This is a genomic window from Flavobacterium sp. N2550, assembly GCF_025947265.1.
Classification (GTDB): Bacteria; Bacteroidota; Bacteroidia; order Flavobacteriales; family Flavobacteriaceae; genus Flavobacterium; species Flavobacterium endophyticum.
This window is the reverse complement of sequence record NZ_CP110007.1, coordinates 355,182-381,072: the sequence shown is the minus strand read 5'-3', so window position 1 is coordinate 381,072 and position 25,891 is coordinate 355,182. Positions and strand designations below refer to the sequence as shown.

Genomic DNA, 25,891 nt, shown 5'->3' with positions numbered 1-25,891 from the left:
AAATTTTAAGAATATTTTCTATTTTTTCACTTACTTTACATTTCTTTTATACTGAAAATGATGAAACCAAAAGCAACTTTAAAGCAAATAGCCAAAGAATTAAATGTATCTGTTTCGACAGTTTCTAAAGCGTTGAGCAACAGCCCGGAAATTAGCGAGCCTACAAAAATTAAAATTCAGGAATTTGCGAAGCTTAAAAATTACAAGCCAAATAACATCGCCATCAATCTGAAAAATCGCAGCACCAAAACTATCGGAGTTATTATTCCTAATATTCTGAATCCGTTTTTTGCGAAGGTTTTCAGTGGTATCGAAAAGATGGCAAATGAAAAAGGCTATAATGTGATTACTTGCATTTCTAACGAATCGCTAAAGAAAGAAATTCATACGATGGACATGCTCAGCAATGGAACGATTGACGGTTTTATTTTGTCTATTTCGGAAGAAACTCAGAAACAGCAAGAGTTTAAGCACTTTAAAGAGATTATTTCCGAAGGCATCCCGATCGTAATGTTCGACAGGATCTCTGACGAAGTAAATTGCGACAAGGTGATTGTTGATGATTTCGATTCTTCGGTAAATGCCGTGAACCACTTGATAACCTTAGGATGTAGAAAAATCGCATTGCTTACTTCTATCGATAATCTAAGCGTGGCCAAATTGAGAGCGCAAGGCTATGTGAAAGCATTAAATGATAATCATATTGCTATAAATAAAGATTTGATTATACGAACTGATAATCCAGATGAGTTTGATTTCAGGCTGAAAGACCTGATCGATAATCAGGAGATTGACGGAATTTTTGGCTTAGACGAACACGCTTCGACCATGGCTATGAAGATGGCTATCAAAAAGGAATCAAGATTCCTGAAGAACTTTCTGTAATTGGATTTGCGGATGGAGTCTGGTCGCGAAGACTGACGCCAAGTCTTTCTACAATCAGCCAACATGGTATTGAGATTGGCGAAGAAGCAGCTAAAATGCTTATCGAAAAACTGGAAAGCAAAGACGAAGAATATGCTTATAGGACTACGGTCATCAAGACGGAACTCCGCCAGAGAGATTCTACTCGAAAATTATAAAAAAAAGCCCATTCAATCGAATGGGCTTTTTTTTATTTTTCTTTCGTGAGTTTAAACTCGTTGCCGCCTTGCAGTATTGTCATGGCATTTGGTGAGAAAACCAATTCTAATCCAGCTGGTTCGAAATTAAAATTCGTATCACTTAGCGGATTCAGCGGAAAAGAGCTTTGCCCAGTTGCCTGGCAGATAAGCACGCCTTTTTCTTCCTTGATTGAGATTTTCATCGGGAAATTAGGGTCAGAATAAATGCCTTCGTATTTTTTTAAGATCGAGAGTTCTACGACCGCAGTTTTTAGGTTCGGAAAACGGTACGGCATCTTGTAATAGATGCTTAAGACTCCAATCATTATTCCGTCCATTTCGTAGCCTTGTCCGTTATCAAGCAAAGCGATGCTCAGTTTTTCTTTTGGATAGTGCGTCAAGGAAGACGTGAAGTTTTCGATTCCTCCTTCATGCCCGTAAAATTTTCTTTCCGCGAAAGGCATGGCAAAAATTCCTTTGCCGTAACCTTTGTCCATAGTTGTCATGATGTCTAAGGAAGCTTGTTTTAACAATTTTCCTGAAAACAAGCTATTGATAAAATTGGTCAAGTCAGAAGCAGAGGAAAGGATAGCTCCGGCGCCACCCGGAATTGACATGTCTTCTTTTTGAGCTTCCTGCCAAGTTTTTCCATCCCAAGCATACGAAATGGCTTCGTTTTTAGCGCCAGAAGCAAATCCGGTATTTTTAAGTCCCAGTTTCTTTACGATACGGCTGTCGATGTTTTCGGCATAACTTTTTTTCGTAAGATCTTCAATAATCCAACCCAGAATCACAAAATTAGAATTGCTGTATTCTGCTTTTTCTCCAGGTTCAAAAACAGGCTTCCCTGCTTTTATCTTTTTCATCAGCTCGCTTCGGGTTTTCGGCAACTTTGCATATACAACATAATCAGCATCGTTCGTAAAACTGTAAATACCGCTTGAATGGTTCAGCAGGTTTTCGATCGTGATGTTCTCTGAATTTTTTATGGTCGGGAAAAATCGTGAAAGCTTAGTGTCAAGCGTCAGTTTTTTTTCTTCAACCAATTGCAAAATGACAACCGAGGTAAATGTTTTGGTAATAGAGCCAATCTTATATCGGGTATCTGCACCAGCTTTTATTTTGTTTTTTACGTCGGCAAAGCCATAATTTTTTTCAAAAACGACTTGGTTGTTTTCTTGGATGGCCAGGCTTCCCATAAATTTATTGTTCGAAGCCAGATAATTTAAAAGGCTGTCGATCTTGTCGAACCTTGTCTCGCTTTGTCCGAATGAATGTAGGGATAAGGAGAAGAATAGAAATAAGAATATTTTTTTCATGAGATTATTTTTGGTTTAAAAATAGAATCCTAATTATTGATAATCATATTTTTTTTCTGGATATCGATCGTAATTTTGTTTCCTAGCCAATTGATGCTTCCAATAGCTTCGTAAATCAATCCGTCAATAAAAGTAGCGTTGAAATCTGTAGCTTTGATTTTGTCGTTTGTTTGTGTGTTTATTTTGGAAAGGGTAGTGAAATAATATGTATTTCCTTCTGTAGGCTTAAAATCACTTTTTTGGTATTTTGTTTTTACTTGCGAAGAATCAATGGCAAGTGGTTCCATATATCTCGAATTGAATCGGAAGATGTTGAAGCCAGCACCGCTGTCGAGATTCATTTGTACCGTAAGCTGATCATTGAGCCTGACATAAGTAGCAATTCCCAATGTCTTTTCTAAATCGTCAGAAATTTGAATCGGAATTGAAGCGCCAGTCTTGATTAATTGTTGTAAAGATTTATCCGTTTCTAAGGTCAATATTTTATTCTTGTAATCGATCGTAATAGGAATGTGTCTAAACGGGAGTAATGAAATCAGACCATCCACAGGAAAATCTAAATCAATTATGGTAAATTTTTCGTGGTTTAATTTTAGAGTACCAATTTCAAAATTTTCAGTATCCCAAAGATCTGCTATTATTTGTTCGCCAGTTGCTCTATGGCCTGTATAAAAACCATCCGTTTTCTTCAGATTTTCTATTTTGTCAGCAAATTTCTTGGTCATTAAATTGAGTCCGGCGCCAGTATCAAAAATGAAATTCCCTTCTAGATTGTTTATTTTGGCCTTGACTAAAATATGTCCGCTTTCCAGTAAAGTAAACGGAATCGTTATTGTTTTTGAAATTTTATTTTGCCCGAAAGAATTTAGGCAAAAACTGATGCATAAGAATAGAATTAACTTTTTCATAGTGAATGGTGTCCTATCTGGATAATGGACTTTTGATTGTTGCTTATTTGACGTAATTTTCTGTTTGTGTTACGACTCTTTTAATGGGCTTCAAGCCAATCGTGTCCTTTTCCTAAGTCAACAATCAAAGGCACATCCAGCTTGAACGCATTTTCCATTTCGTGTTTGATCATAGGCTGGATTTTTTCTAGCTCACTATTATGAACGTCAAAAACAAGCTCATCGTGTACTTGAAGCAACATTTTGCTTTTCCAGTTTTCAGCATTCAAGCGTTTGTGGATATTTATCATCGCGATTTTGATGATGTCGGCAGCACTTCCTTGGATTGGCGCATTCACGGCATTTCGTTCGGCACCGCCACGCACGACTGCATTTTGCGAGTTAATGTCTTTAAGGTAACGTCTTCTTCCTAAAATCGTCTGTACGTAACCATTTTCTCTGGCAAATTCGATCTGTTCTTGGATGTAAGCTTTCAGTCTTGGATAAGTCAGATAGTAGGCATCGATCAAATCTTTAGATTCAGAACGCGATAGTGATGTCTGGTTGCTCAATCCGAAGGCCGATACGCCATAGATAATCCCGAAGTTTACGGTTTTGGCGTGGCTTCTTTGCTCGCGCGTTACTTCTTCTAATGCTACGTTGAAAACTTTTGAAGCTGTTGAAGCATGAATGTCTTCTCCTTTCTGGAAGGATTTGACCATTTCTGGGTCTCCGCTCAACGCGGCTATGATGCGCAATTCTATTTGAGAGTAATCGGCAGAAACTAGAGTGTAATTTTCGTCTCGAGCAATAAATGCTTTTCGGATCAGACGGCCTCTTTCTGTACGAATTGGGATATTCTGCAAGTTAGGATTGTTGGAACTCAAACGTCCGGTTGCGGCAACGGTCTGCATGTAATCTGTATGGACTCTTCCTGTTTTTGCAGAAACCTGCAACGGCAAGGCTTCCACATAAGTGTTTTGCAGTTTTACCAATTGGCGCCAGTCTAAAATGTCTTGGACGAATGGGCTCGATAATGCTAAATAGGAAAGCACTTCTTCGCCAGTTGCATATTGTCCTGTCTTGGTTTTCTTTTGTTTTGCGCCTCCAATTTTCAGCTTGTCAAATAAGATTTCTCCTAGCTGTTTTGGTGAAGCCAAGTTGAATTTTTCTCCGGCATTCTCATAAATTTGGTCTTCCAGCTTCTGGATATCGCCTTTTAGTTCTTGAGATAAATTATGAAGAAAAGGTACATCGAGGTTTACGCCTTCTTTTTCCATGTCGGCAAGAACAGGAACCAAAGGGACTTCAATTTCTTCGAATAGCTTTTTCGTATTGGTGGTGTCTAATTCTTTGCTGAAAAAATCTTTAAGTTGCAACGTCACGTCGGCATCTTCTACAGCATATTCCTTGACGTCTTCGACAGGAACTTCTCTCATCGTTTTTTGATTCTTTCCTTTCTTTCCAATTAATTCTTCGATAGACTGTGGCGAATATTGGAGGTAGGTTTCGGATAAAATATCCATGTTGTGTCGCATATCTGGATTGATGAGATAATGCGCGATCATCGTGTCGAAAATTTTTCCTTTGACTTCGATGTTGTAATTGGCTAATACTTTTAGGTCGTATTTTAGATTTTGACCGACTTTCTCAATTCCTTCTGCTTCGAAAAACGGAATGAATTTGTCGACGATTGCCTGTGCTTCGGTTTGATTTTCTGGAACTGGGACATAAAATCCTTTTCCTTTTTCCCATGAAAAAGATATTCCGACTAATTCTGCGGTCAAAGGGTCGATTCCTGTAGTTTCGGTATCAAAGCTTACGCTTGGCTGCTTTAATAAATTCTGCAATAGGAACTTGATTGCCATGTCGCCTTCGACCAATTGGTAGAAATGCTCGGTGTCTTTTAGTGTTTTGTAAAAACTGGTTTTGGTCTCTCCTGTGTTTTCATCAGAAGTTGCTGAAGCAAAAAGGTCGAATTGGTCTTCGTTTTTTGCTTGTGGTTTTTTATACAGCCTTGCTTCTGCCGGGTTGTTGACGATTGGAGCATTATGGTCGATTCTGAATAGATTGTCGAACTGCTCTGCCATTCTCCTGAATTCTAATTCTTGGAAAATCGCTTCGGTTTTTTCAATATCAGGGCGTGTAAGTTCATAATCCGTTTCATTGAAAGTCACGTTACAATCGGTAATAATTGTCGCCAGTTTTTTAGATAAGATTCCTTTTTCTCTGTTGGCTTCGATATTTTCTTTCATCTTGCCCTTCAGCTGGTGCGTGTTTTCGAGCAGGTTCTCCATAGTGCCGAATTCCTTCAGCAGTTTTTTGGCAGTTACTTCTCCAACACCAGGAAGACCTGGAATATTATCGACAGCGTCGCCCATCATTCCTAAGAAATCAATTACCTGCTCTGGCCTTTCGATTTCGAATTTTGCCAATACTTCAGGAATTCCCCAAATTTCAATTCCGTTGCCCATTCGAGCCGGTTTATACATGAAGATGTTTTCCGAAACTAATTGGGCAAAATCTTTATCAGGAGTGACCATAAATACTTGGTAGTTTTGCTTTTCTGCCTGTTTGGCAATGGTTCCAATCAAGTCGTCGGCTTCGCAGCCTGCTACTTCTATAATCGGAATGTGCATGGCTCTTAATAAGTCATGGATATAAGGAATGGCTATTTTTATGGCTTCGGGAGTCGCATCGCGATTTGCTTTATATTCGGCAAACATTTCGGTTCTTACATGGCTGCCTTCTTTGTCAAATGCCACAGCAAGATGGTCCGGTTTTTCTCTTTTGATTACATCCAAGAGCGAGTTCATAAATCCCATGATTGCGGAAGTATCCATTCCTTTGGAGTTGATTCTTGGGTTTTTTATAAATGCATAGTAGCCTCTAAAGATTAAAGCATAGGCATCAAGAAGAAATAGGCGTTTTTGTTGTGACATAAGAATTTGTTTGTATAGCTTCCAAAAATACAAAACTTAAGATGTAAAACAGAAAAACCGATGCTAAATAAATCGGCATCGGTTTCTCAAAAAAACAAAAAACTAACTAAAAAAGGATATGGATATAAGCAAACGGTTGGTTTATTTTTTGACTACTTTTTGTTTGGCTGTCTGTCCGTTTTCAAAATCTACGCGAATCATATAGATACCGCTTGAAAGGTTTGCTATGTTTATTTGAGGAGCTTTTTGTGTAGCGATAAGCTGTCCTAAATGGTTATAAATAGTGACGTTTTTAATTTCTCGGTTTGCTTGGATGTTGATGATGCCTTCTGTCGGGTTTGGATACAACTTGAAGTCATTTTTGTTGAAATCAATCGTGCCCAAGCTTTCTTGAATGTTTATGGTATAATCTTCTATTTGTCCGTAATAAGCATTTAAGCAGGCGCCGAATTCTCCTTCTTCATATACATTCCATTGGTCTTTGATGATTCTCATTCTTGTATCACCGATTGTCGCTGTCGCTGGGATAGTAATATTCACAGTTGCTTCTACAGCATCAATTCCTGTAGATGAAGTCAGTACAGCTGGATAGTATTCTGTCTGCATGTCAAAAACTCCGTCTTTGTTCCAGTCAAAGAAAGCTCTTATATCGTGCTCAAACTGTCCAACAGTATTTCCTTTTACGGTTAATTGGTAGGTGTTTCCTCTTACGACATTTCCGACTATTGCCGTAAAGTCTTCATACGCAGGAGTGCCATTTACCGTTTCTGAAGTCAGGTTGTTGATGTCTGAAAAATTTACCATCGTAATCGGCTCAACGTCAAAATCTACAGATACATTGCAATAGCTTGATGCCTGTGGGTATTTTAAGCATCGGATTGCAGCTGATTGGCTCCTTGGTGCTCCTGCTGATGGATTTGCGATGGTCGTGCCTACATAAAAATATTTTGCGCCAGATGAGCTTGTTATCGAGCTCCAGAAATAACCTCTAGTTCCAACAAAGCTAAATGATCCCGATGCTGCTCTGTATCCCGAAGCGGGCAATTTTAGGACGCTTTGAAAAGCAGTAGCCGGATTTGAGATGTTTTGTGAATCTCTTATAGCGGTCCATTCTGCTTCCGTCGGAAGTTTCCAGCCATTTCCTAATGCCTTGCATGGATCACAACCGTTTATTTCTGTAGCTGCTGCTGGAGTAGCTGCTTCCCATTTGTCAGATAAAGCATTTGGCGACCACCAGCCGGTATAGAAAGTATCATTTCCTGTAGCAAGTCCGGCCGGATTGTTTGGCGTTGGTGCTGTGCCTAGAGCAGAGTTTCTTTTTTGGTGACCATCGTCCCATCGTCCCCATTGGAATAAATCTCCGTAAGAAGCTTCATCGTTTTGAGAAGTTGCTACACTGGCGCTGCCCAAGTTTTGTTGTAGCCATACATTTCCGTCGCTACCGCGGACAGTAATATAGGTCACGCTTGTTCCTTCATAATTAAAAGTCACACAGCCTAAATCGCCAGTATTGTTTCCAGGTTCTCCACAAGTTTCTTGGTTGATGGTGCTATTTCTGTAAAGCCTTGTTTGAGCTACATCAGCTCCTTCAAAACCTATAGTAAGTAGGTCTAAATCGCCGTCATTATCAAAATCAAGCCATTCGCCTTTAGACATATTTACGCCAACAATAGAGGCGCTGTTTACGGTATCTTCCGTATAGGTTCCGTCAAGATTGTTTTTGTATAATAGGACAGTGTTATCTCCAGCGGCATTGCTTCCGATAGCAAATATATCAATCAGGCCGTCTTTGTTGTAGTCGACGAATTTTGTGTTGCCGTTATAGATTCCTGCGAAGTTGTTTGCTTGCGCTGTAAAATTTCCGAAACCATCATTTGTATAAATCGTAAGGCTGGTAGTGGGAGTGTAGTCTGTCCCAGAAATAAGCAAATCTAAGTGGCTGTCGTTATTGATGTCCAGAGCATCAATAGACGAAAAATAAATGCCAGGAATTGTAATCGGTTTTTCGGTAAAAATTCCAGTTCCTGAATTGATATAAAGCTTGGTTTCAGGAGTGAAATTTGTACTGAATCCAGTCACAAGAAGATCGTTAATTCCGTCGCTATTGGCATCAAAAGCTTTGATGGCGCTAAAATAAGTTCCCATCAACCCAGCGTTTAGGTCCGTAAATGTACCGCCCTCGTTTTGTTGATAGACTTTTGTAATATATTCTGATCCTAGATTTCCATTAACGATGATGTCGGCAACTCCGTCATTTGTCATGTCGGCAATTTGGACAGAACCGAAGTTCACGCCAGGAATTCCAGAATTTTCATTCTTTGTAAACGTACCATCTCCATTGTTATAATAAATTTCAAAAACGACAGACGAATTTTCTCCAGTTTTTGTCCCAGTAATGATGATGTCTTTTTTATTATCGCCGTTAAGGTCGCCAACAGCAATCGAAGAATACATGATCTGGCTTAAGGAAGCGCCTATATTTTCTGTAAAAGCACCATTGTTATTTTTGAAAAGCCCTGAATATCCTGTATATCCTGGTTTGGCTCCTGAAATAATAAAATCTGTTCTTGCGTTATTGTCAAAATCCGCTACAGCGCAGTCGCCATAAAACACGCCTTGGAATGTGTGATTGCTGACTTCTTGGAAAATTTGGCCGTGCATCAAGCCACTGGTTAGGATAGCGATTAGTATAAAGTATGTTTTTTTCATAATGAGATATTTGTAATACGCTCGCAAAGTTATTTATTTAGATTAAATAAAAATAAGTGGTAGTTTAGTTTTGCTGAATTTTCTTTTTACTGCTTTTCGTATTTGCGATTTCTAAATATTTTAACATACAAATTTTATTATGTGATAATTCAATTATAAAATTTGCTGTGGATTCTGTTGGTCATATGGTGTTATAGTTAAAATTTATCCAATTAAATTACCAACAGCTTCATTATTTATTTACTTTGCTTAAATTCTAAATCATACTATGCTTCGTTGGATATTTTTTATTGCTTTTGTGGTATTGGTTGAGCTTTATGCTTTTCAGGCTTTTAAGACCATTACAAAAGCAAAGTGGATTCTGATTCCGTATCAACTTATTTCGCTGGCCGTAATCATCTTTGTGATCTATTCTTTTACGCAATTTGACAGGAGCGTAGGCCAAAATAAACAGTCGTTAATTACGTTAGGTTTAGTCTTGTTGACGTTTTTACCGAAACTTGTCGTGACATTCTTCCTGTTTGGGGAAGATATCTACCGTGTTTTTTCGGGAATTATTACTCATTTTTTAGGCAATAACGACAAAGGGCATTTCCTTCCAGACAGAAGAAAGTTCTTGAGCCAAGTGGCGCTGGGCGCTGCGGCTGTTCCCTTTATTTCACTTTTGTATGGAATGACGGTCGGGAAATATAATTTTAAGGTTATCAAACAGACGTTATTTTTTCCAGATCTTCCGGATAGTTTTGACGGAACTACGGTCACTCAAATTTCAGATGTGCATAGCGGCAGTTTTGATAATCCTGAAAAAATCCAATATGCGATTGATTTGATTAATGAACAGCAATCGGACATTGTTCTTTTTACAGGCGATATCGTAAATACGCATGCTGTGGAAATGGATCCGTGGATTAAGACTTTCAAGAAGATTCATACTCCTAAGCTGGGCAAGTATTCCGTTTTAGGAAACCACGATTATGGAGAATACGTTACCTGGCCTTCTGAAAAAGATAAAAACGACAATTTTGAAGCGATTAAGGACTTGCACCGTCAAATTGATTTTAAATTGTTGCTTAATGAAAATGTAAAAATCAACAACGGGACAGATGAAATTGCTTTGGTTGGAGTAGAAAACTGGGGGCATAATTTCAAAAAAGCGGGCGATTTGACCAAAGCATCGGAAGGCTTGAAAGATTCTGATTTCAAGATTTTGATGAGCCATGATCCTTCACATTGGGAATATGAGATAAAAAACCACCAGACAAAATACCATCTGACGTTGAGCGGGCATACGCACGGCCTTCAGTTTGGGATTGAAATTCCAGGATTTTTCAAATGGAGTCCAGTTCAATATGTCTATAAGCAATGGGCTGGTTTATACGAAAATGCAGGGCGCTATATTTATGTAAATAGGGGCTTTGGGTTTCACGCTTATCCTGGCAGGGTTGGTATTTTACCCGAAATTACGGTCATCACGCTAAAAAAAGGCGAAAATGTAGCATAATTCAGTAAATATGCTACATTTGTATTAAAAATTGTTGTAATTTAGGAATAAAGTCAAAGTAAATTTTCAATTATGTCAAAATTTGGAGAACTTATCAACGCCTCAGTACCAGTCTTAATTGATTTTTATACAGATTGGAATGAACAGTCTGTATCGATGCATCCTGTTATCAGAGACGTAGCTGCTGCTTTGGGTGACAAGGCAAAAGTGATTAAGATTGATGTGGACAAAAATCAAGAGTTGGCAGACGCTTTGCGTATTAAAGGGCTCCCTACGCTTATGATATACAAAGAAGGACAGATGATCTGGAGGCAATCTGGAGAACTTGACGCCAACACCATTATCGGCTTGGTTCAAGAACAGCTTTAATCAATCCTGTCAAAAACAAATCCTTTATTTTTTAGATAGCGTATTGCTTCGGGTAATGCAAATTTAAGGTTGTCGAATGCTTTTATGCTGTCATGGAAAACAATCACGCTTCCAGAAGTTGTGTTTTTTGTAACATTCTTCAGACATTTTTTCGGCGAGATGTTTTTATCATAATCTACGCTTATTACATCCCACATTACAATCTTGTATCCTAATTGTCGCAATATTTTGGCCTGCGAGAATTTTATCTTCCCATAAGGCGGACGGAAAAGCTTTGATCGTCGATCACTATCTTTGGTTTGCTCTTTTATAATTCGCTCGCACGACTTGGTGTTTTCAATATAATCTTCCTTAGCTGTTTTCCAGCCTTTAAGATGATTGTAGGTATGGTTTCCAATAGCATGTCCATCTTGAAGCACTTTCTGAAAGATATCAGGATACTTTTCGATATTATTCCCTATGCAGAAGAATGTCGCTTTTATATCTTGCTCTTTCAATAGTTTTAAAACCCATTCTGTGATTTCGGGAGTAGGTCCGTCATCAAAAGTAAGATAGATCTTATTCGCGTTGTTTGGAATGTCCCACGTATATTTTGGAAAAAGCCACTTGATCAATCGATTTGTTTTTACCCAGAGTAAATCCATATCACATCTTTTTAAAGAAAAAATGTGCCAATTTGTAATTTCAAATTGGCACATTTTAGGATTTAATTTTTATTCGTTGTCTCGTTCAAAACGCTTGAACATGGTGTTATAAGAGTTGAAGTCTTTTCGGTTTGCTTCATAAAACTCTTTGTCGCCACGTTCTTTCATGACTTCTAATAGCCCTCTATAGCGTTCGATATCGGTAACGATGTCTACGTAATAATCATTCTGTTCGGTTGCTGAGAACGTTTTGTAATACGTCAGATTTTCTTGGTATTTTTTCATCAGTTTTTTCAAGATGTCCCTAGCTTTTTCTTTTTCGCCTATTTCATAATAGCCGCCAGCGAATGGTTCCACAAAAGCATAATAACCATATTGGTCGATTGGCATTTCTTTCATAGCCAGATCAATAATGTCTTTTGCTTTTTTAGGCTTGCCTTCGTTGATAAGCTGTTCCATCAATCGCGCTAGGTTGGTTCTATAGCTGATGCTGTTCTTGCGTGTTTCTGGGTCGTGGTAGATTTTTGTGCTTCCGCCATTGCCCCAGTCCCATTTCATTACAATGTCATACATCTTGTCTGAATCAATCTGTCCCATGTCCATCGGACTTGGTGCTTTTTCCATAGATGTTTTTACCGGTACCAGCTTGTAAACCATTCCGTCTAATTGGAGGTAGTTTTTCATCCAAAGGTAATCGTCGTCTCCAAAGCTTCCGCCTGTGAAATAGATTGGGCGTTTCCAGTTATTGTTGGCTACGACATTCAACATCATCAATCGGTTTTTGTACAAAGCATTGTCTTTAATGTCAATGTCGATATACGGCACGATCGAATCGTAATATTTAGGAGAAACTACTTTGTTGGCTATAATTTCTTCTTTGTTAATAGGAATCCTGATCTTATTTGTTGGGAAATAATGGATTTTTTGCCCATTAGGAATCTCATACAGCGCTCTAGGATCGTTAAGAGAAAGGAAGTTCATAAAGTCGTTGATGTTCCATCTCTTCTCGGTTTGTGGCCTGTGGATGGAATAATCCAGCTTGTCACCGACATATTGTTCATGCTTGAAAGTTATCGGCAATGGTTCCGATTCATATGCTTTAGCTTTCATTTGGTCAATATACCAATCTGTCATGAAAAGGCTAGTGTTTACGATACGGATATCTGTACGTACTTTTTCAATTTCTTGAGCATACCATAACGGGAAGGTGTCATTATCTCCAATGGTAAACAAAATCGCGTTAGGTTCGCAAGAATTCAGATAGGCTTTTGCCATGGCAATTGCGGTATATTTTCCAGAACGGTCATGGTCGTCCCAGTTTTGAGAAGCCATTAGGACTGGAGCTGTCAATAGGGTAGCAGCGATAACAACTGGTCCTGCAATCTTTGGATTGAGCCATTTTTTGATAAAATCGAATATTGCATAGACGCCAAATCCGATCCAGATTGCAAAAACATAGAACGATCCTACCAATGCATAATCTCTTTCGCGTGGTTCAAACGGCCTTTCGTTAAGATAAATTTTCAATGCCAGTCCAGTAAATAAGAACAGGGCAAGCAATACATAAAAGCCTTTAAGGTCTTTGTTGGCGTGATAGATTAATCCAATGATTCCAAGTATAAAAGGTAAGAAAAAGTATAAATTTCGCCCTTTGTTGTTTAAGACATCTGCAGGAAGATTCTCCTGAGAACCCAAACGAGCTTCGTCAATAAATTTGACACCACTCATCCAGTTTCCGTCTAGATTGTCATATTTTCCTTGGTTGTCGTTTTGCCTTCCTGTGAAATTCCACATCAAATATCTCCAATACATATAGCCGAATTGGTATTCAAACATGAATTTGATATTGTCCGCAGTTGTCGGCTTGTCAATAATCAGATAATCGCCATAAGATTTCAGGAATTTGTGGTATCCTTCCGTATCAATTTGTCCAGAAGCATAGGCTCTTCTGAATTCTGCTACATTTTTCTCCATTTCGGCACGCAATTGTGACGTATAGTGTGCCAATTCTTCTTCAGACAAATCATTAGGATTGATGCCATATCTTGGCAATTCTTCTTCGTAAGCATAGTTAGGATCCATTCTGAAATTCAAGACATGCGTGAATGTCATATAGTTTTCGGCATGTTCCGGGCTCCACATTCTTGGAAGGAATGTCTTATGATTGTCGTCTGTATTCTGCTCGGCATTTTTGTAATTGTTTACAATCACATATTTCCCAGTTTTGTAATCTCTTTCGTAGTTAGGCGCTTTGTCCAAATAGGGATTTTTCTTGTCTAATCCGGCATACGTATCAGAAAATTGTGGACCATAGAATAATGGATTTACTCCGTATTGTTCCCTGTTATAGTAAGCCAAAACCTCTCTGGCATCCGAAGGCTTGTTTTCGTTGATAACGGTGTTTGCGTTGGCGCGAATCGGAAGCATCATCCATGTTGAAAATCCGATCAAAATAAACAGGATGCACAAAATCATCGTGTTGTATTGTACATAGCCTTTTTGCTTTGTGTATTTTAATCCGAAATAGAAAGCGGCAACGAATAAAAGCGCTACAAAAATTGTCCCTGAATCAAATGGCATTCCTAGGCTGTTGACCATAAAAACTTCGGTTTTTCCGAAGAATCCCATCGTCAATGGCAAAAGCAACTTGAATATGAAAAGCAAGATAGAAACTACTACGATATTTGCAATGATGAAATTTTTGACCGTAACCGTCTTATAGTGTTTAAAGTAGTATAAAAATCCAATAGAAGGAATCGTAAGCAAGGCCATGAAATGGACACCGAAAGAAAGTCCTACGATTAATGAAATCAGCAATAGCCATCGGTTTCCGCGTGGCGTATCCATATCTTGTTCCCAACGCAATCCAAGCCAGAATAATACGGCTATCAGCAAACTTGCCATGGCATAAACTTCAGCTTCTACAGCATTAAACCAGAAACTATCAGAAAAAGTATAGGCTAAAGAACCAACGAAAGCACTTCCTAAAATGGCAATAGCGCTGTTGGTATCGATTTCTGAAAACCTAGAAACAAGCTTTTTTAATAACATGGTCAATGACCAAAACATAAAAAGAATGGTAAATGCACTTGAAAAAACGGACATCATATTGACCATTAATGCGACTTTTGAAGCATCTGTAGCAAACATGGCAAAGAAGGCGCCCATCATTTGATAAAGAGGAGCTCCAGGAGGGTGTCCTACCTCAAGTTTTGCTGCTGTAGAGATGTATTCGCCGCAATCCCAGAAACTTAATGTGGGTTCAACAGTCAGGGAGTAAGTCACCAATGCAATCGCAAAAACCGACCATCCCAAAATTGTATTCCATTTTTTAAAGTTGAAAGATACCATAGAGAACTAATAAAATTTATACTTGCAAAGAAAATGCTTTTTTATTTAACGAAAAGCCAAAAAAAAAATATTCAATAAAAATTGAAGAAAAATTTGCGCAATATATTTTTTGTACTAAATTTGCACCCGCAATCAAGCAGTATTGGCTTATGGTGTAATGGTAACACAGCTGGTTTTGGTCCAGTCGTTCTAGGTTCGAGTCCTAGTAAGCCAACAAAAAACCTCTCAAGAAATTGAGAGGTTTTTTTGTTTATAATCGGTATTTTTTAGATCTTAAAAGTGACAACCGGTCTTTGTGCATGATTCACTAGATCTTCGCTGATACTGCCGTTGAAAAAGTGAGAAAGACCTTTTCTTCCGTGAGTACTCATTCCAATCAAATCGGCATCGATGCTTTTTGCGAAATTGAGGATTCCTTTTTCAATATTCGTGTCGTTATAGATATGTGTGGTAAAATTGCTGACATTAAAGCTGGATACAAAATCGTGCATTATTTTCTTAGCCACATCGGTTGGCTTAAAGCTGTTCGGAGTGTTGATCATTACCAAATTAAGGTGTGCATTGAATTTATTGGCAAACTCTACAACTTTTGAAAAAGAGCCTTTTATTTCTTCAGAAAAATCGGAAGCAAACACGAATTTTTCTACGCTGAATTCGCCTTCTTCTTTTTTGATGACCAAAACAGGAATGTCAGAAGAACGCACTACTTTTTCAGTGTTAGACCCGATGAACATTTCTTGGAAGCCACTCGCTCCATGAGAACCCATCACGATTAAATCTACGTTATTTTTTTTGCTGATATTGATGATTCCTTCGAATGTTTTTTCAAACTGTATGATTTCAGAAACAGAGATTCCTTCAAGATAGCTGATGTCCATCAGGCTTTCTAATTTTTCAATAGCCTTGTTTTTGAAAAACATGATTTCAGGGATGTCGCTGCCAGATCCAATTGCATCGCTTCCTTGTCCTGGAAGCTCCAGCATGTGAAGGAGAACGATTTCGCCATTGTTGTTTTTTGCTATCTGTGCCGCAACTTTTAAAGCATATTCTGCATGATCAGAAAAATCGGTTGGAACTAAAATTTTTTTCATAATTTTGAGTGTAAGGTTGTATGAAAGATAGTTTGTTTTTCTTACATAAAGGTAAGAATTTAATTTAACATGGCACAATATACTACAATGATTTTCAATATAGAAAAAAAACACTATATTTGCACCGTTATTTATTAAAACTTAAATAATGAGGGGACTAATTGTCCCCTCTTTTTATAAAAATATGACATTTAAAGAAAAAGTTAGCGAGTTATTAAATGCAGGTCTTGAAGAAAAGCCGTCGATCTTTCTTATTGATCTTACAATTACAGATGCTTTCAAAATTATTGTTACTTTAGATGGAGATAATGGCGTAACTTTGCAAGACTGTATTGATATCAGCCGTGCTATTGAACATAATCTCGATAGAGAAGAACAAGATTTTTCTTTGGAGGTAGCCTCAGGAGGTGTTTCAGCTCCATTGAAATTAGTAAGGCAGTATAAGAAAAATATCGGCAGAACTTTACAAGTGAAGACTGCAACTGAAATCATAACTGCAGAACTTGTTGATGTGAATGATGAATTTATCACATTGACATGGACTGCCAGAGAACCAAAAAAAATAGGTAAAGGAAAAGAAACTGTTGAAAAAAGACAAGAACTTCCGTATACCGACATAAAAGAAGCAATTGTTACAATAACATTTTAATTTAAAGAATAGGCATGGAGAATATTGCATTAATCGAGTCATTTTCAGAGTTCAAAGACGACAAGCTAATTGATCGTGTAACGCTTATGGCGATTTTGGAAGATGTGTTTAGAAATGCATTGAAAAAGAAGTATGGTTCTGATGATAATTTCGATATCATTATCAATCCTGATAAAGGCGATATGGAAATTTGGAGAAGAAGAGTTATTGTTGCAGACGAAGATCTAGATTTCGAAAATGAAGAGATTACATTAACCGAAGCAAGAAAGATTGAGCCGGATTTCGAGATTGGAGAAGAAGTTTCTGAAGAAGTAAAATTAATCGATTTAGGAAGAAGAGCTATCTTAGCGTTACGCCAAAATCTGATTTCAAAAATACATGAACACGATAATACGAATCTTTATAAGCAATTTAAAGATTTAATTGGCGATATTTATACTGCCGAAGTGCACCACGTTCGTCCAAGAGCCGTAATTTTGGTGGATGATGAAGGAAACGAAATCGTGCTTCCAAAAGAAAAACAAATTCCATCTGACTTTTTCAGAAAAGGGGATAATGTTAGAGGAATCATTGAAAATGTGGAATTAAAAGGGAACAAGCCTCAAATTATCATGTCTAGAACTTCTGAGAAGTTTTTAGAAAAATTGTTTGAGCAAGAAATTCCTGAGGTTTTCGACGGTTTGATTACTATCAAAGGCGTGGTTAGAATTCCAGGTGAAAAAGCAAAAGTAGCTGTTGATTCGTATGATGACAGAATCGATCCAGTTGGAGCCTGCGTAGGTATGAAAGGTTCAAGAATCCACGGCATTGTTCGTGAACTTGGAAATGAAAATATCGACGTTATCAATTATACGACAAACACGCAGCTGTTTATAACAAGAGCATTAAGCCCTGCAAAAGTTTCTTCAATCAAAATCAACGAAGAAACCAAAAGAGCTGATGTTTTCTTGAAGTTAGAAGAAGTGTCGAAAGCCATCGGTAGAGGAGGTCATAATATCAAATTGGCTGGACTTTTGACAGGATATGAATTGGATGTTATCCGTGAAGGTAATATCGCTGAAGAAGAGGACGATGTTGAATTGACTGAATTCTCTGACGAAATCGAAGCTTGGGTAATCGAAGAATTCGCCAAAATCGGATTGGATACCGCAAGAAGCATCTTAAAACAAGATGTGAATGATTTAGTCAGAAGAACCGATTTAGAAGAAGAGACGATCCTTGATGTGATAAGGATTTTGAAAGAAGAGTTCGAAGACTAAATTCACAACAACACAACAAAAAAGGTAATAATAAAAAGGTTTTATGTCTGAAGAGAGAGTAATAAGAATTAACAAGGTTTTAAGGGAATTGAATATTTCGTTAGATAGGGCCGTTGATTATCTAAAAGATAAGGGAATTGCTATTGATGCAAACCCAAACGCGAAAATATCTGACAAGGAATACGATATTCTGCAAAGTCAATTTGCTGGCGATAAAGGGAAAAAAGAGGCTTCTAAAGAAGTTGGAGAAGAAAAAAGGAAAGAGAAAGAAGCATTGCGTGTAGAAAGAGAGCGCGAAATAGAGGAGAAACGCAAGCAAGAGGAAGAGCGCCAACGTCAAGAAGTTATCAAAGCTAAGGCTGTTTTGTCTGGTCCGAAGCAAGTTGGAAAAATCGATTTGGAGCCAAAATCTCCTGCGGTAGAGCCAGCGCCAAAAGCCACTGAACCGACTCCAGCTCCAGAAAAACCTGCTGAACCTGTCAAAGAAGCTCCTGTTGAAAAACAAGAAGTTTCAAAACCGGTTGAGCCAAAACCAGTTGTTGCTCCAAAAGCCGAAACCGTAAAAGAAGAAGCGAAACCTGAAGTTGCTCCTGTTGCCAAAAAAGAGGACAAAAAAGAAGCTCCTGAAGCAAAAGCCACGCCAGAAGGTGATCAGCCTGCTGAAGAAGCAATCGCTACACAATACCAAAAATTATCGGGTACTACTTTTACTGGACAGACTATTGACTTATCTCAATTCAATAAGCCTAAAAAGAAAAAAGAAGAGCCGAAAATTGTTCCAAACAAGCCAGGTGCTCCAGGAGCAGCAGGTGCAAATGCGAACAATAATAATAAAAACAAGAGAAAAAGAATTCCAGGAAAGCCAGGCGCGCCACAAACAGGCGGACAGCCAGGCCAAGGGGGCGGAAATGCTATTCGTCCGAACAGCAATAATAATGCTGGCGGAAACAATGCAAACAGAAGCGCTAGGCCAGGTTTCGTAAAAGGTAACAGACCAGCTATTGTAGCAAAAGTGGAGCCTACGGAAGAAGAAGTTAAAAACCAAATTAGAGAGACTTTAGAGAAACTTCAAGGAAAAGGAAGCAAATCTAAAGCGGCTAAATATAGAAGAGACAAAAGAGATACGCACCGTCAAAAATCGGATGACGAACAAAGAGCATTCGAAGAAGGAAGCAAAACAATCAAGGTAACAGAATTCGTTACTGTAGGAGAAGTTGCTATCATGATGGATGTGCCGATTACAAAAGTAATTGGAACGTGTATGGCACTTGGAATCATGGTAACCATGAACCAGCGTCTAGATGCGGAAACTCTGACAATTGTTGCCGATGAGTTTGGTTATGATGTTGAATTCATCACGACAGAACTTGAAGAAGCAATCCAAACTGTTGAAGACAAGCCAGAAGACTTAGTTTATAGAGCGCCTATCGTAACCGTAATGGGTCACGTCGATCACGGTAAGACATCTTTGCTGGATTATATCCGTGAAGAAAACGTAATCGCTGGCGAGTCTGGTGGAATCACGCAGCATATTGGTGCTTACGGTGTTACTTTAGAAAACGGACAAAAAATCGCTTTCCTTGATACTCCAGGTCACGAGGCGTTTACCGCGATGCGTGCCCGTGGTGCTCAGGTAACCGACGTTGCGATCATTGTAATTGCAGCGGATGACGATATCATGCCACAAACAAAAGAAGCGATTAGCCATGCGCAAGCAGCTAACGTGCCAATTATTTTTGCAATCAATAAAGTGGATAAGCCTACGGCAAATCCTGAAAAGATAAAAGAAAGATTAGCAGGTATGAACTTGTTGGTAGAAGATTGGGGTGGAAAAATCCAATCTCATGACATCTCTGCAAAAACAGGGTTGGGTGTAAAAGAATTGCTAGAAAAAGTATTGCTTGAAGCAGAACTTTTAGATTTAAAAGCAAATCCGAACAAACCTGCAACTGGAACTGTTGTTGAAGCCTTCCTTGATAAAGGTAGAGGTTATATTTCTACAGTTTTAGTTCAAGACGGAACTTTAAAAGTAGGTGATTATATGCTTGCCGGTAAACATCACGGTAAAGTAAAAGCAATGCATGATGAACGTGGAAACGTAATCAAAGAAGCTGGACCTTCGACTCCAATATCTGTTTTAGGTTTGGATGGAGCGGCAACAGCAGGTGATAAGTTCAACGTTTTTGAAGACGAAAAAGAAGCGAAACAAATCGCCGCAAAACGTACGCAGTTGATGCGTGAGCAGTCTGTACGTACGCAAAGACACATTACGTTGGCTGAAATCGGGCGTCGTATTGCGCTTGGCCAATTCAAAGAATTGAACATTATCTTGAAAGGTGACGTGGATGGTTCTGTAGAAGCATTGTCTGACTCGTTCTCTAAATTATCGACAGAAGAAATCCAAATCAATATCATCCATAAAGGAGTTGGTGCGATTACAGAAACCGATGTTATGTTGGCGTCTGCTTCAGATGCGATCATTATCGGATTTAACGTAAGACCGGCTGGTAATGCGAAACAATTAGCTGACAAAGAAGAAATCGATATCCGTAACTACTCGATCATCTATGATGCAATTGATGACTTGAAAGATGCGATGGAAGGAATGTTGTCTCCAGAGATGAAAGAAGAGATTACAGGAACTGCCGAAATCCGTGAAACATTCAAGATTTCTAAAGTCGGAACAATTGCTGGATGTATGGTTACAGATGGTAAAATCTTCAGAAGCTCTAGAATCCGCTTGATCCGTGAAGGTGTCGTAATTTACACAGGTGAATTAGCAACGCTGAAACGTTTCAAAGACGATGTGAAAGAAGTAGCTAAGGGTTATGACTGTGGTATCCAAATTAAAGGTTACAATGACATTGAACAGTATGATATTATCGAAGCCTTCCAAGAAGTAGCCGTTAAGAAAAAACTGAAATAATTTAGGTTGTTAAGCAACCAATAAAAAATCCCGATGCAAACATCGGGATTTTTTTGTTTTATAGGCTTTAGAAACCTACTATATTACTTGCTTGGCTTTATAACCAATGCGTTTGGATATTTCCTTTTCAGGTCCATAAGATTGCGTTCCGCTTCGATTTTTGTCTTAAAATTTCCGATCCAAACTTTATAAGTTGGCGTGTTGAAAACAATCGTTCCGTCAAGATTTTTAAACTCCTTTTTGAATTCCTGAAGCATTTTTTTTGCATTCTCGCTGTCGCCATTAAAAATTTGGATTTTATAACGCTCGTTAACTGTTAAAGAAGAGTTGATTTTGCGCTTTTCATTCAACAATTGCTCGAATTTTGGGTCTTGTGTGACCTTAATATTTCTTTCTTGTGAATGAGCAGAAATTGTTAAAAACGCTATGAAAGAAGCATTTATGAATAGGGATTTTTGACTTAAAATTCTCATAATGAAGTTAATTTTATACAAATGTAATATTTCTGCTTTTAACCAAATCTAAAAAAATTATTTAGAATTAATATAAATTGATATTTAAGACTTATTTAAGGTTTTGAGAATAGTTCATAAGTCGTATTTTTGTGCAAAGTTTTAAAGAACGTATTGAATTTTCTCATTTTTCTGTAGAGAAAAAACCATACCAAATTTAGTCGATAATCATTTTAAATATGAAAAAGGTGGGTAACCATAATTCGATTTCAAGAATATTACTGTTCAGTTTAGCGCTAATGCTAACATTTTCCGTTTCATCTTTTGCTCAAGAACCAGCTGCTGCTCCAGCTGCCGAAGCTGCAGCTCCTGCTGCGGGTGCTGGCGATGCTGCTGCGGGTAAAGCTCTTTTCAATGCCAACTGTGCTGCGTGTCATAAATTAGACGCGAAAATGACAGGTCCTGCTTTGAGAGGCGTGACTGAAAGACATGATAAAAAATGGCTTCATGCTTGGATTAAAGATAGCCAGGCTATGATCAAATCAGGAGATGCTGCTGCGGTAAAAGTCTTTAATGAGAATAACAAGTCTGTAATGACTGCATTTCCTCAATTGTCTGATGCGGATATTGATAATATTTTAGCTTATACATCTGAGCCAAAAGCTGAAAAGCCTGCTGTAGCAGGTGGGTCTGAAACCGGAGGAATGGAGCAAGGCGGTGTAGGTGTTTCTAATAACGTTATACTTGGTGCTTTAGCTCTTGTTATGGTGATGTTGGTTGTAATGTTGTTCTTGGTGAACAATATTCTTGGCAAGATTGCTAAAGCAAACGGAGTAGAGCCAGTTAAAAAAGAGCCTACAACTCCAATTTGGGTAGCTTTTGCTAGAAACCAATTCTTGGTTTTGGTTACTGCAATCTTCTTGTTGCTGGCTAGCGGATACTTTGTGTATGGTTATTTGATGCAGGTTGGTGTTGATCAAGGATATCAGCCAATCCAGCCAATTCACTATTCTCACAAAATCCACGCTGGAGATAACGGTATCGATTGTAAATACTGTCACTCTTCTGCTCGTGTTAGTAAAAATGCAGGTATTCCTTCTTTGAATGTTTGTATGAACTGCCACAAAAATATTTCTGAAGTTGCTGAAACTACTGGGACTCCAGAACACAGCAAAGCATTCTATGATGGAGAAATCCAAAAATTATACGATGCAGTAGGCTGGGATAAAGCGACTCAAAAATACACTGGAAAAACACAACCTGTGAAATGGGTTAGAATTCATAATCTTCCTGACTTTGTGTACTTCAATCACTCTCAGCACGTTTCTGTTGCTGGTGTTGAGTGCCAAACTTGCCACGGTCCAGTTGAAACATTAGAAATCATGGAACAACATTCTCCATTGACAATGGGATGGTGTGTTGATTGCCACCGTAAGACTGATGTGAAAATGGAAGGTAATGCTTACTATGACAAAATCCACGCAGAACTTGCTAAGAAATATGGCAAAGACAAACTTACTGCCGCTGAAATGGGCGGATTGGAATGCGGTAAGTGTCACTATTAATCAATTATTAAGTAGCTAATATATATATACGATGTCATCAAACAAAAAATACTGGAAAAGTGTTGAAGAACTAAACGATAATAGTTCTATTGTTGAGACGCTCAGAAATAACGAATTCGCAGAACCAATTCCTGTCGAAGAGTTTTTAGGAGACAAAGAATCATTATCAGCATCATCAACATCACGTCGTGATTTCTTAAAATATGTAGGATTTAGTACAGCAGCAGCCTCTTTAGCAGCTTGCGAAGGTCCGGTAATTAAGTCGATTCCTTACGTGGTACAGCCAGAAGAAATTATTCCTGGAGTTGCAGATTTCTACGCAACAACTATGGCTGACGGATTTGATTTTGCTAATATCTTAATCAAGACACGCGAAGGTCGTCCGATCAAAGTTGAAAATAATACAATCGACGGGGTAAAACTTAGTGCAAACGCCAGAGTTCATGCTTCTGTTCTTTCTTTATATGATAATACTCGTTTAAAACAGCCAAAAATTGCAAAAAAATCAGCTTCTTGGTCTGATGTTGATGCAAAAGTAAAAGCGAGCTTAAACGATGCTAAAGCAAAAGGCGGTCAAGTAGTATTGCTTACGAATACTATGGCAAGCCCATCTACAGATAAATTGATTGCTGAATTTATCGCAAAAAACCCATCTGCAAAACATATCGTATACGATGCTGTTTCTGAATCAAATGCCTTGGATGCTTTCCAAATGGTATACGGGGAAAGAGCTTTGGCAGATTACGATTTCTCTAAATCAGAGGTTATCGTTTCTGTAGGAGCTGATTTCTTAGGAGACTGGCAAGGTGGCGGATTTGATTCTGGATATGCAAAAGGACGTGTTCCGAAAAACGGAAAAATGTCGAAGCACATCCAATTGGAATCAAATATGTCTTTATCAGGAGCAAATGCTGATAAACGTATTCCATTGACAATTACTGACCAAAAGCATGCTTTGGTTAAAATTTATAATATCATTACAGGATCTTCTGTTGGAACTCAAAAAGTAGCAAGAGAAGAAGAAGTAATGAAAGCGGCACAGCAACTTAAATCAGCAGGATCAAAAGGAGTTTTGGTTTCTGGTTTAGATGATTTGAATGCACAATTGCTTGTGTTTGCAATTAACAATGCATTAAAATCAGAAGCATTCAATCCTTCTGGTGCTAGATTGACTAGAAAAGGAAATGCTAAAGCTGTTGCGCAATTAGTGGCTGACATGAAAGCTGGAAGCGTTCACACGTTGATCATGAGCGGTGTAAATCCAGTGTATACATTAGCTGCTTCAAAAGATTTCGCTGAAGGCTTGAAAAAAGTAAGCTTGTCTGTAGCATTTTCTTTAAAAGAAGATGAAACAGCGGTACTTTCTTCTATTGCTGCTCCAGCGCCTCACTACTTAGAATCTTGGGGTGACGTAACAATTTCTAAAGGAAATTATAGCATCACGCAGCCTACGATTCGTCCTTTATTCGATACAAGACAGTTTCAGGAAGCTTTATTACTTTGGTCTGATAACAGTACCGCATATTACGATTACCTTAAAGCGGTTGCGACTTCAATCGCTACAGGAACAACTTGGAATAAATTAGTCCATGACGGAATTTATTCTACACCTATAACTGGTGCGACTGCTGGTTCAGCTGATTTCGGAGGCGCTGCTTCAACTTTAGCGCAAGCTAAAAAGGCAGGCGATTTCGAATTGGTATTGTATACTAAAACAGGAATGGGAGACGGTCAGCAAGCCAACAATCCTTGGTTGCAAGAGTTCCCTGATCCAATCACGCGTGTTTCTTGGGATAACTACGTTACAATTTCAAAAGCTGATGCTACAAGATTAAGTTTAGAAAACTATAATGTTGCTAACGGTGGTTTGAATGGTAGCTATGTTGACATCGAAGTTGGCGGTGTGAAATTGGAAAAAGTTCCGGTAATTATCCAGCCAGGTCAAGCTGTCGGAACAATCGGTGTAGCTCTTGGTTACGGCCGTAAAGAATCTTTAAAAGAAGAAATGCAAATAGGTGTTAACGCCTATACATTATATGCAAATTCAAATGCAAATCAAGCTGCAAAAGTTACGAAAGTAAGCGGCGATCACGAATTTGCTTGTGTTCAGTTGCAAAGAACCTTGATGGGTAGAGGTGATATCATTAAAGAAACAACACTTGATGTTTTCGAAAAAGAAGATGCTTCTGTTTGGAATCCAGCACCGATGGTTTCTCTAGATCACAACCCGGTTAAAGCAAATACTGTCGACTTATGGGATTCATTTGATCGTTCAGTTGGACACCATTTTAAATTATCAATTGACTTAAATTCATGTACAGGTTGTGGCGCTTGCGTTATTGCTTGTCATGCAGAAAATAACGTTCCTGTTGTCGGAAAAGCCGAAGTTAGAAGAAGCCGTGATATGCACTGGTTGCGTATCGACAGATACTATTCTTCTGAGGATACTTTCGAACAAGACAACGAGAAAAAAGAAGGATTCGAAGGATTGTTTGGTGACAAAGGCTCTTTAGGAGGTTTTGGCGAAATGGAACATCCATCAGATAACCCGCAAGTTGCATTCCAGCCTGTAATGTGTCAGCACTGTAACCACGCGCCATGTGAAACTGTTTGTCCGGTTGCGGCAACTTCACACGGACGTCAAGGTCAAAACCACATGGCTTATAACAGATGTGTTGGAACTCGTTACTGTGCAAACAACTGTCCTTATAAAGTACGTCGTTTCAACTGGTTCTTGTACAACAAAAATTCAGAGTTCGATTACCACATGAATGACGATTTAGGTCGTATGGTATTGAATCCAGATGTTGTAGTTCGTTCAAGAGGAGTTATGGAAAAATGTTCTATGTGTATTCAAATGACTCAGGCAACAATCTTGAAAGCAAAACGTGATGGTAGAGCAATTAAAGATGGTGAATTCCAAACTGCTTGTTCTGCTGCATGTACATCAGGATCTATGATGTTTGGTGATGTAAATGATAAAGAAAGTAAAATTGCAGATTTAGAGCAAGATAACAGAATGTATCATTTGTTAGAGCACGTTGGAACAAAACCGAACGTATTCTATCATGTAAAAGTTAGAAATACCTAGTCAATAAATAATTAATTAAGAAACAAGATAAAG

At 38.4% G+C, this 25,891-nt stretch carries 15 protein-coding genes, 1 tRNA gene and 1 pseudogene; 9 read left to right on the top strand and 8 right to left on the bottom strand.

The window, feature by feature from the left end; genetic code table 11:
- Positions 1-60 precede the first annotated feature (60 nt).
- A pseudogene (locus OLM56_RS01650) lies at positions 61-1,082 on the top strand (LacI family DNA-binding transcriptional regulator).
- 32 nt (positions 1,083-1,114) lie between these two features.
- On the opposite strand, the gene OLM56_RS01645 reads toward OLM56_RS01650, so the two are convergent.
- The 4 genes from OLM56_RS01645 to OLM56_RS01630 form a co-directional block, all read right to left on the bottom strand.
- Positions 1,115-2,422 (bottom strand): serine hydrolase domain-containing protein, encoded by a 1,308-nt coding sequence (locus tag OLM56_RS01645; RefSeq protein ID WP_264528097.1) that lies wholly within the window; start codon positions 2,420-2,422, stop codon positions 1,115-1,117.
- Positions 2,423-2,451: 29 nt separating this feature from the next.
- Positions 2,452-3,330 (bottom strand): retropepsin-like aspartic protease, encoded by an 879-nt coding sequence (locus OLM56_RS01640; RefSeq protein ID WP_264528096.1) that lies wholly within the window; start codon positions 3,328-3,330, stop codon positions 2,452-2,454.
- Between the two features lie 80 nt (positions 3,331-3,410).
- Entirely contained in the window at positions 3,411-6,251 is a 2,841-nt protein-coding gene (gene polA, locus OLM56_RS01635) for a DNA polymerase I (RefSeq protein ID WP_264528095.1), read from the bottom strand.
- A 141-nt stretch (positions 6,252-6,392) separates the two neighbouring features.
- Positions 6,393-8,960 carry an FG-GAP-like repeat-containing protein gene (locus tag OLM56_RS01630; RefSeq protein WP_264528094.1) on the bottom strand — a complete coding sequence of 856 codons (2,568 nt, stop codon included), beginning with the start codon at positions 8,958-8,960 and terminating at the stop codon, positions 6,393-6,395.
- 268 nt (positions 8,961-9,228) lie between these two features.
- Here OLM56_RS01630 and OLM56_RS01625 point away from each other — a divergent pair, with 268 nt between their 5' ends.
- Together OLM56_RS01625 and OLM56_RS01620 are read left to right on the top strand one after the other, a co-directional pair.
- Complete coding sequence (locus OLM56_RS01625; RefSeq protein ID WP_121375321.1) at positions 9,229-10,461, top strand: metallophosphoesterase; 1,233 nt, start codon at positions 9,229-9,231, stop codon at positions 10,459-10,461.
- Between the two features lie 72 nt (positions 10,462-10,533).
- Complete coding sequence (locus tag OLM56_RS01620; protein ID WP_121375320.1) at positions 10,534-10,830, top strand: thioredoxin family protein; 297 nt, start codon at positions 10,534-10,536, stop codon at positions 10,828-10,830.
- On the opposite strand, the gene OLM56_RS01615 is transcribed toward OLM56_RS01620, so the two are convergent.
- Positions 10,827-11,474 (bottom strand): polysaccharide deacetylase family protein, encoded by a 648-nt coding sequence (locus OLM56_RS01615; RefSeq protein WP_264528093.1) that lies wholly within the window; start codon positions 11,472-11,474, stop codon positions 10,827-10,829. The genes OLM56_RS01620 and OLM56_RS01615 overlap by 4 nt on opposite strands.
- A gap of 69 nt (positions 11,475-11,543) precedes the next feature.
- On the bottom strand, positions 11,544-14,825 hold the full coding sequence (locus OLM56_RS01610) for a DUF2723 domain-containing protein (protein ID WP_264528092.1): 3,282 nt from the start codon (positions 14,823-14,825) through the stop codon (positions 11,544-11,546).
- A gap of 143 nt (positions 14,826-14,968) precedes the next feature.
- Between OLM56_RS01610 and OLM56_RS01605 the strand changes: the two genes are divergently transcribed.
- Positions 14,969-15,039 (top strand) — tRNA-Gln (locus OLM56_RS01605).
- A gap of 52 nt (positions 15,040-15,091) precedes the next feature.
- Here OLM56_RS01605 and OLM56_RS01600 read toward each other — a convergent pair.
- Positions 15,092-15,916 (bottom strand): universal stress protein, encoded by an 825-nt coding sequence (locus tag OLM56_RS01600; RefSeq protein WP_121375318.1) that lies wholly within the window; start codon positions 15,914-15,916, stop codon positions 15,092-15,094.
- A 184-nt stretch (positions 15,917-16,100) separates the two neighbouring features.
- On the opposite strand from OLM56_RS01600, the gene rimP reads away from it, so the two are divergent.
- From rimP to infB, 3 genes are read left to right on the top strand one after another with little or no spacing between them, the layout of a single operon-like run.
- Positions 16,101-16,565 (top strand): ribosome assembly cofactor RimP, encoded by a 465-nt coding sequence (gene rimP, locus OLM56_RS01595; protein WP_264528091.1) that lies wholly within the window; start codon positions 16,101-16,103, stop codon positions 16,563-16,565.
- 14 nt (positions 16,566-16,579) lie between these two features.
- Positions 16,580-17,824 carry a transcription termination factor NusA gene (nusA, locus tag OLM56_RS01590; protein ID WP_121375316.1) on the top strand — a complete coding sequence of 415 codons (1,245 nt, stop codon included), beginning with the start codon at positions 16,580-16,582 and terminating at the stop codon, positions 17,822-17,824.
- Positions 17,825-17,867: 43 nt separating this feature from the next.
- Positions 17,868-20,750 (top strand): translation initiation factor IF-2, encoded by a 2,883-nt coding sequence (infB, locus tag OLM56_RS01585; RefSeq protein ID WP_182492845.1) that lies wholly within the window; start codon positions 17,868-17,870, stop codon positions 20,748-20,750.
- An 83-nt stretch (positions 20,751-20,833) separates the two neighbouring features.
- Here infB and OLM56_RS01580 read toward each other — a convergent pair whose 3' ends face one another.
- Complete coding sequence (locus OLM56_RS01580) at positions 20,834-21,223, bottom strand: SPOR domain-containing protein (protein ID WP_182492844.1); 390 nt, start codon at positions 21,221-21,223, stop codon at positions 20,834-20,836.
- Between the two features lie 218 nt (positions 21,224-21,441).
- On the opposite strand from OLM56_RS01580, the gene OLM56_RS01575 reads away from it, so the two are divergent.
- Together OLM56_RS01575 and OLM56_RS01570 are read left to right on the top strand one after the other, a co-directional pair.
- Positions 21,442-22,767, top strand: coding sequence for a c-type cytochrome (locus OLM56_RS01575; RefSeq protein WP_264528090.1), 1,326 nt, complete (start codon positions 21,442-21,444; stop codon positions 22,765-22,767).
- A 31-nt stretch (positions 22,768-22,798) separates the two neighbouring features.
- Complete coding sequence (locus tag OLM56_RS01570) at positions 22,799-25,858, top strand: TAT-variant-translocated molybdopterin oxidoreductase (protein WP_264528089.1); 3,060 nt, start codon at positions 22,799-22,801, stop codon at positions 25,856-25,858.
- Positions 25,859-25,891 lie beyond the last annotated feature (33 nt).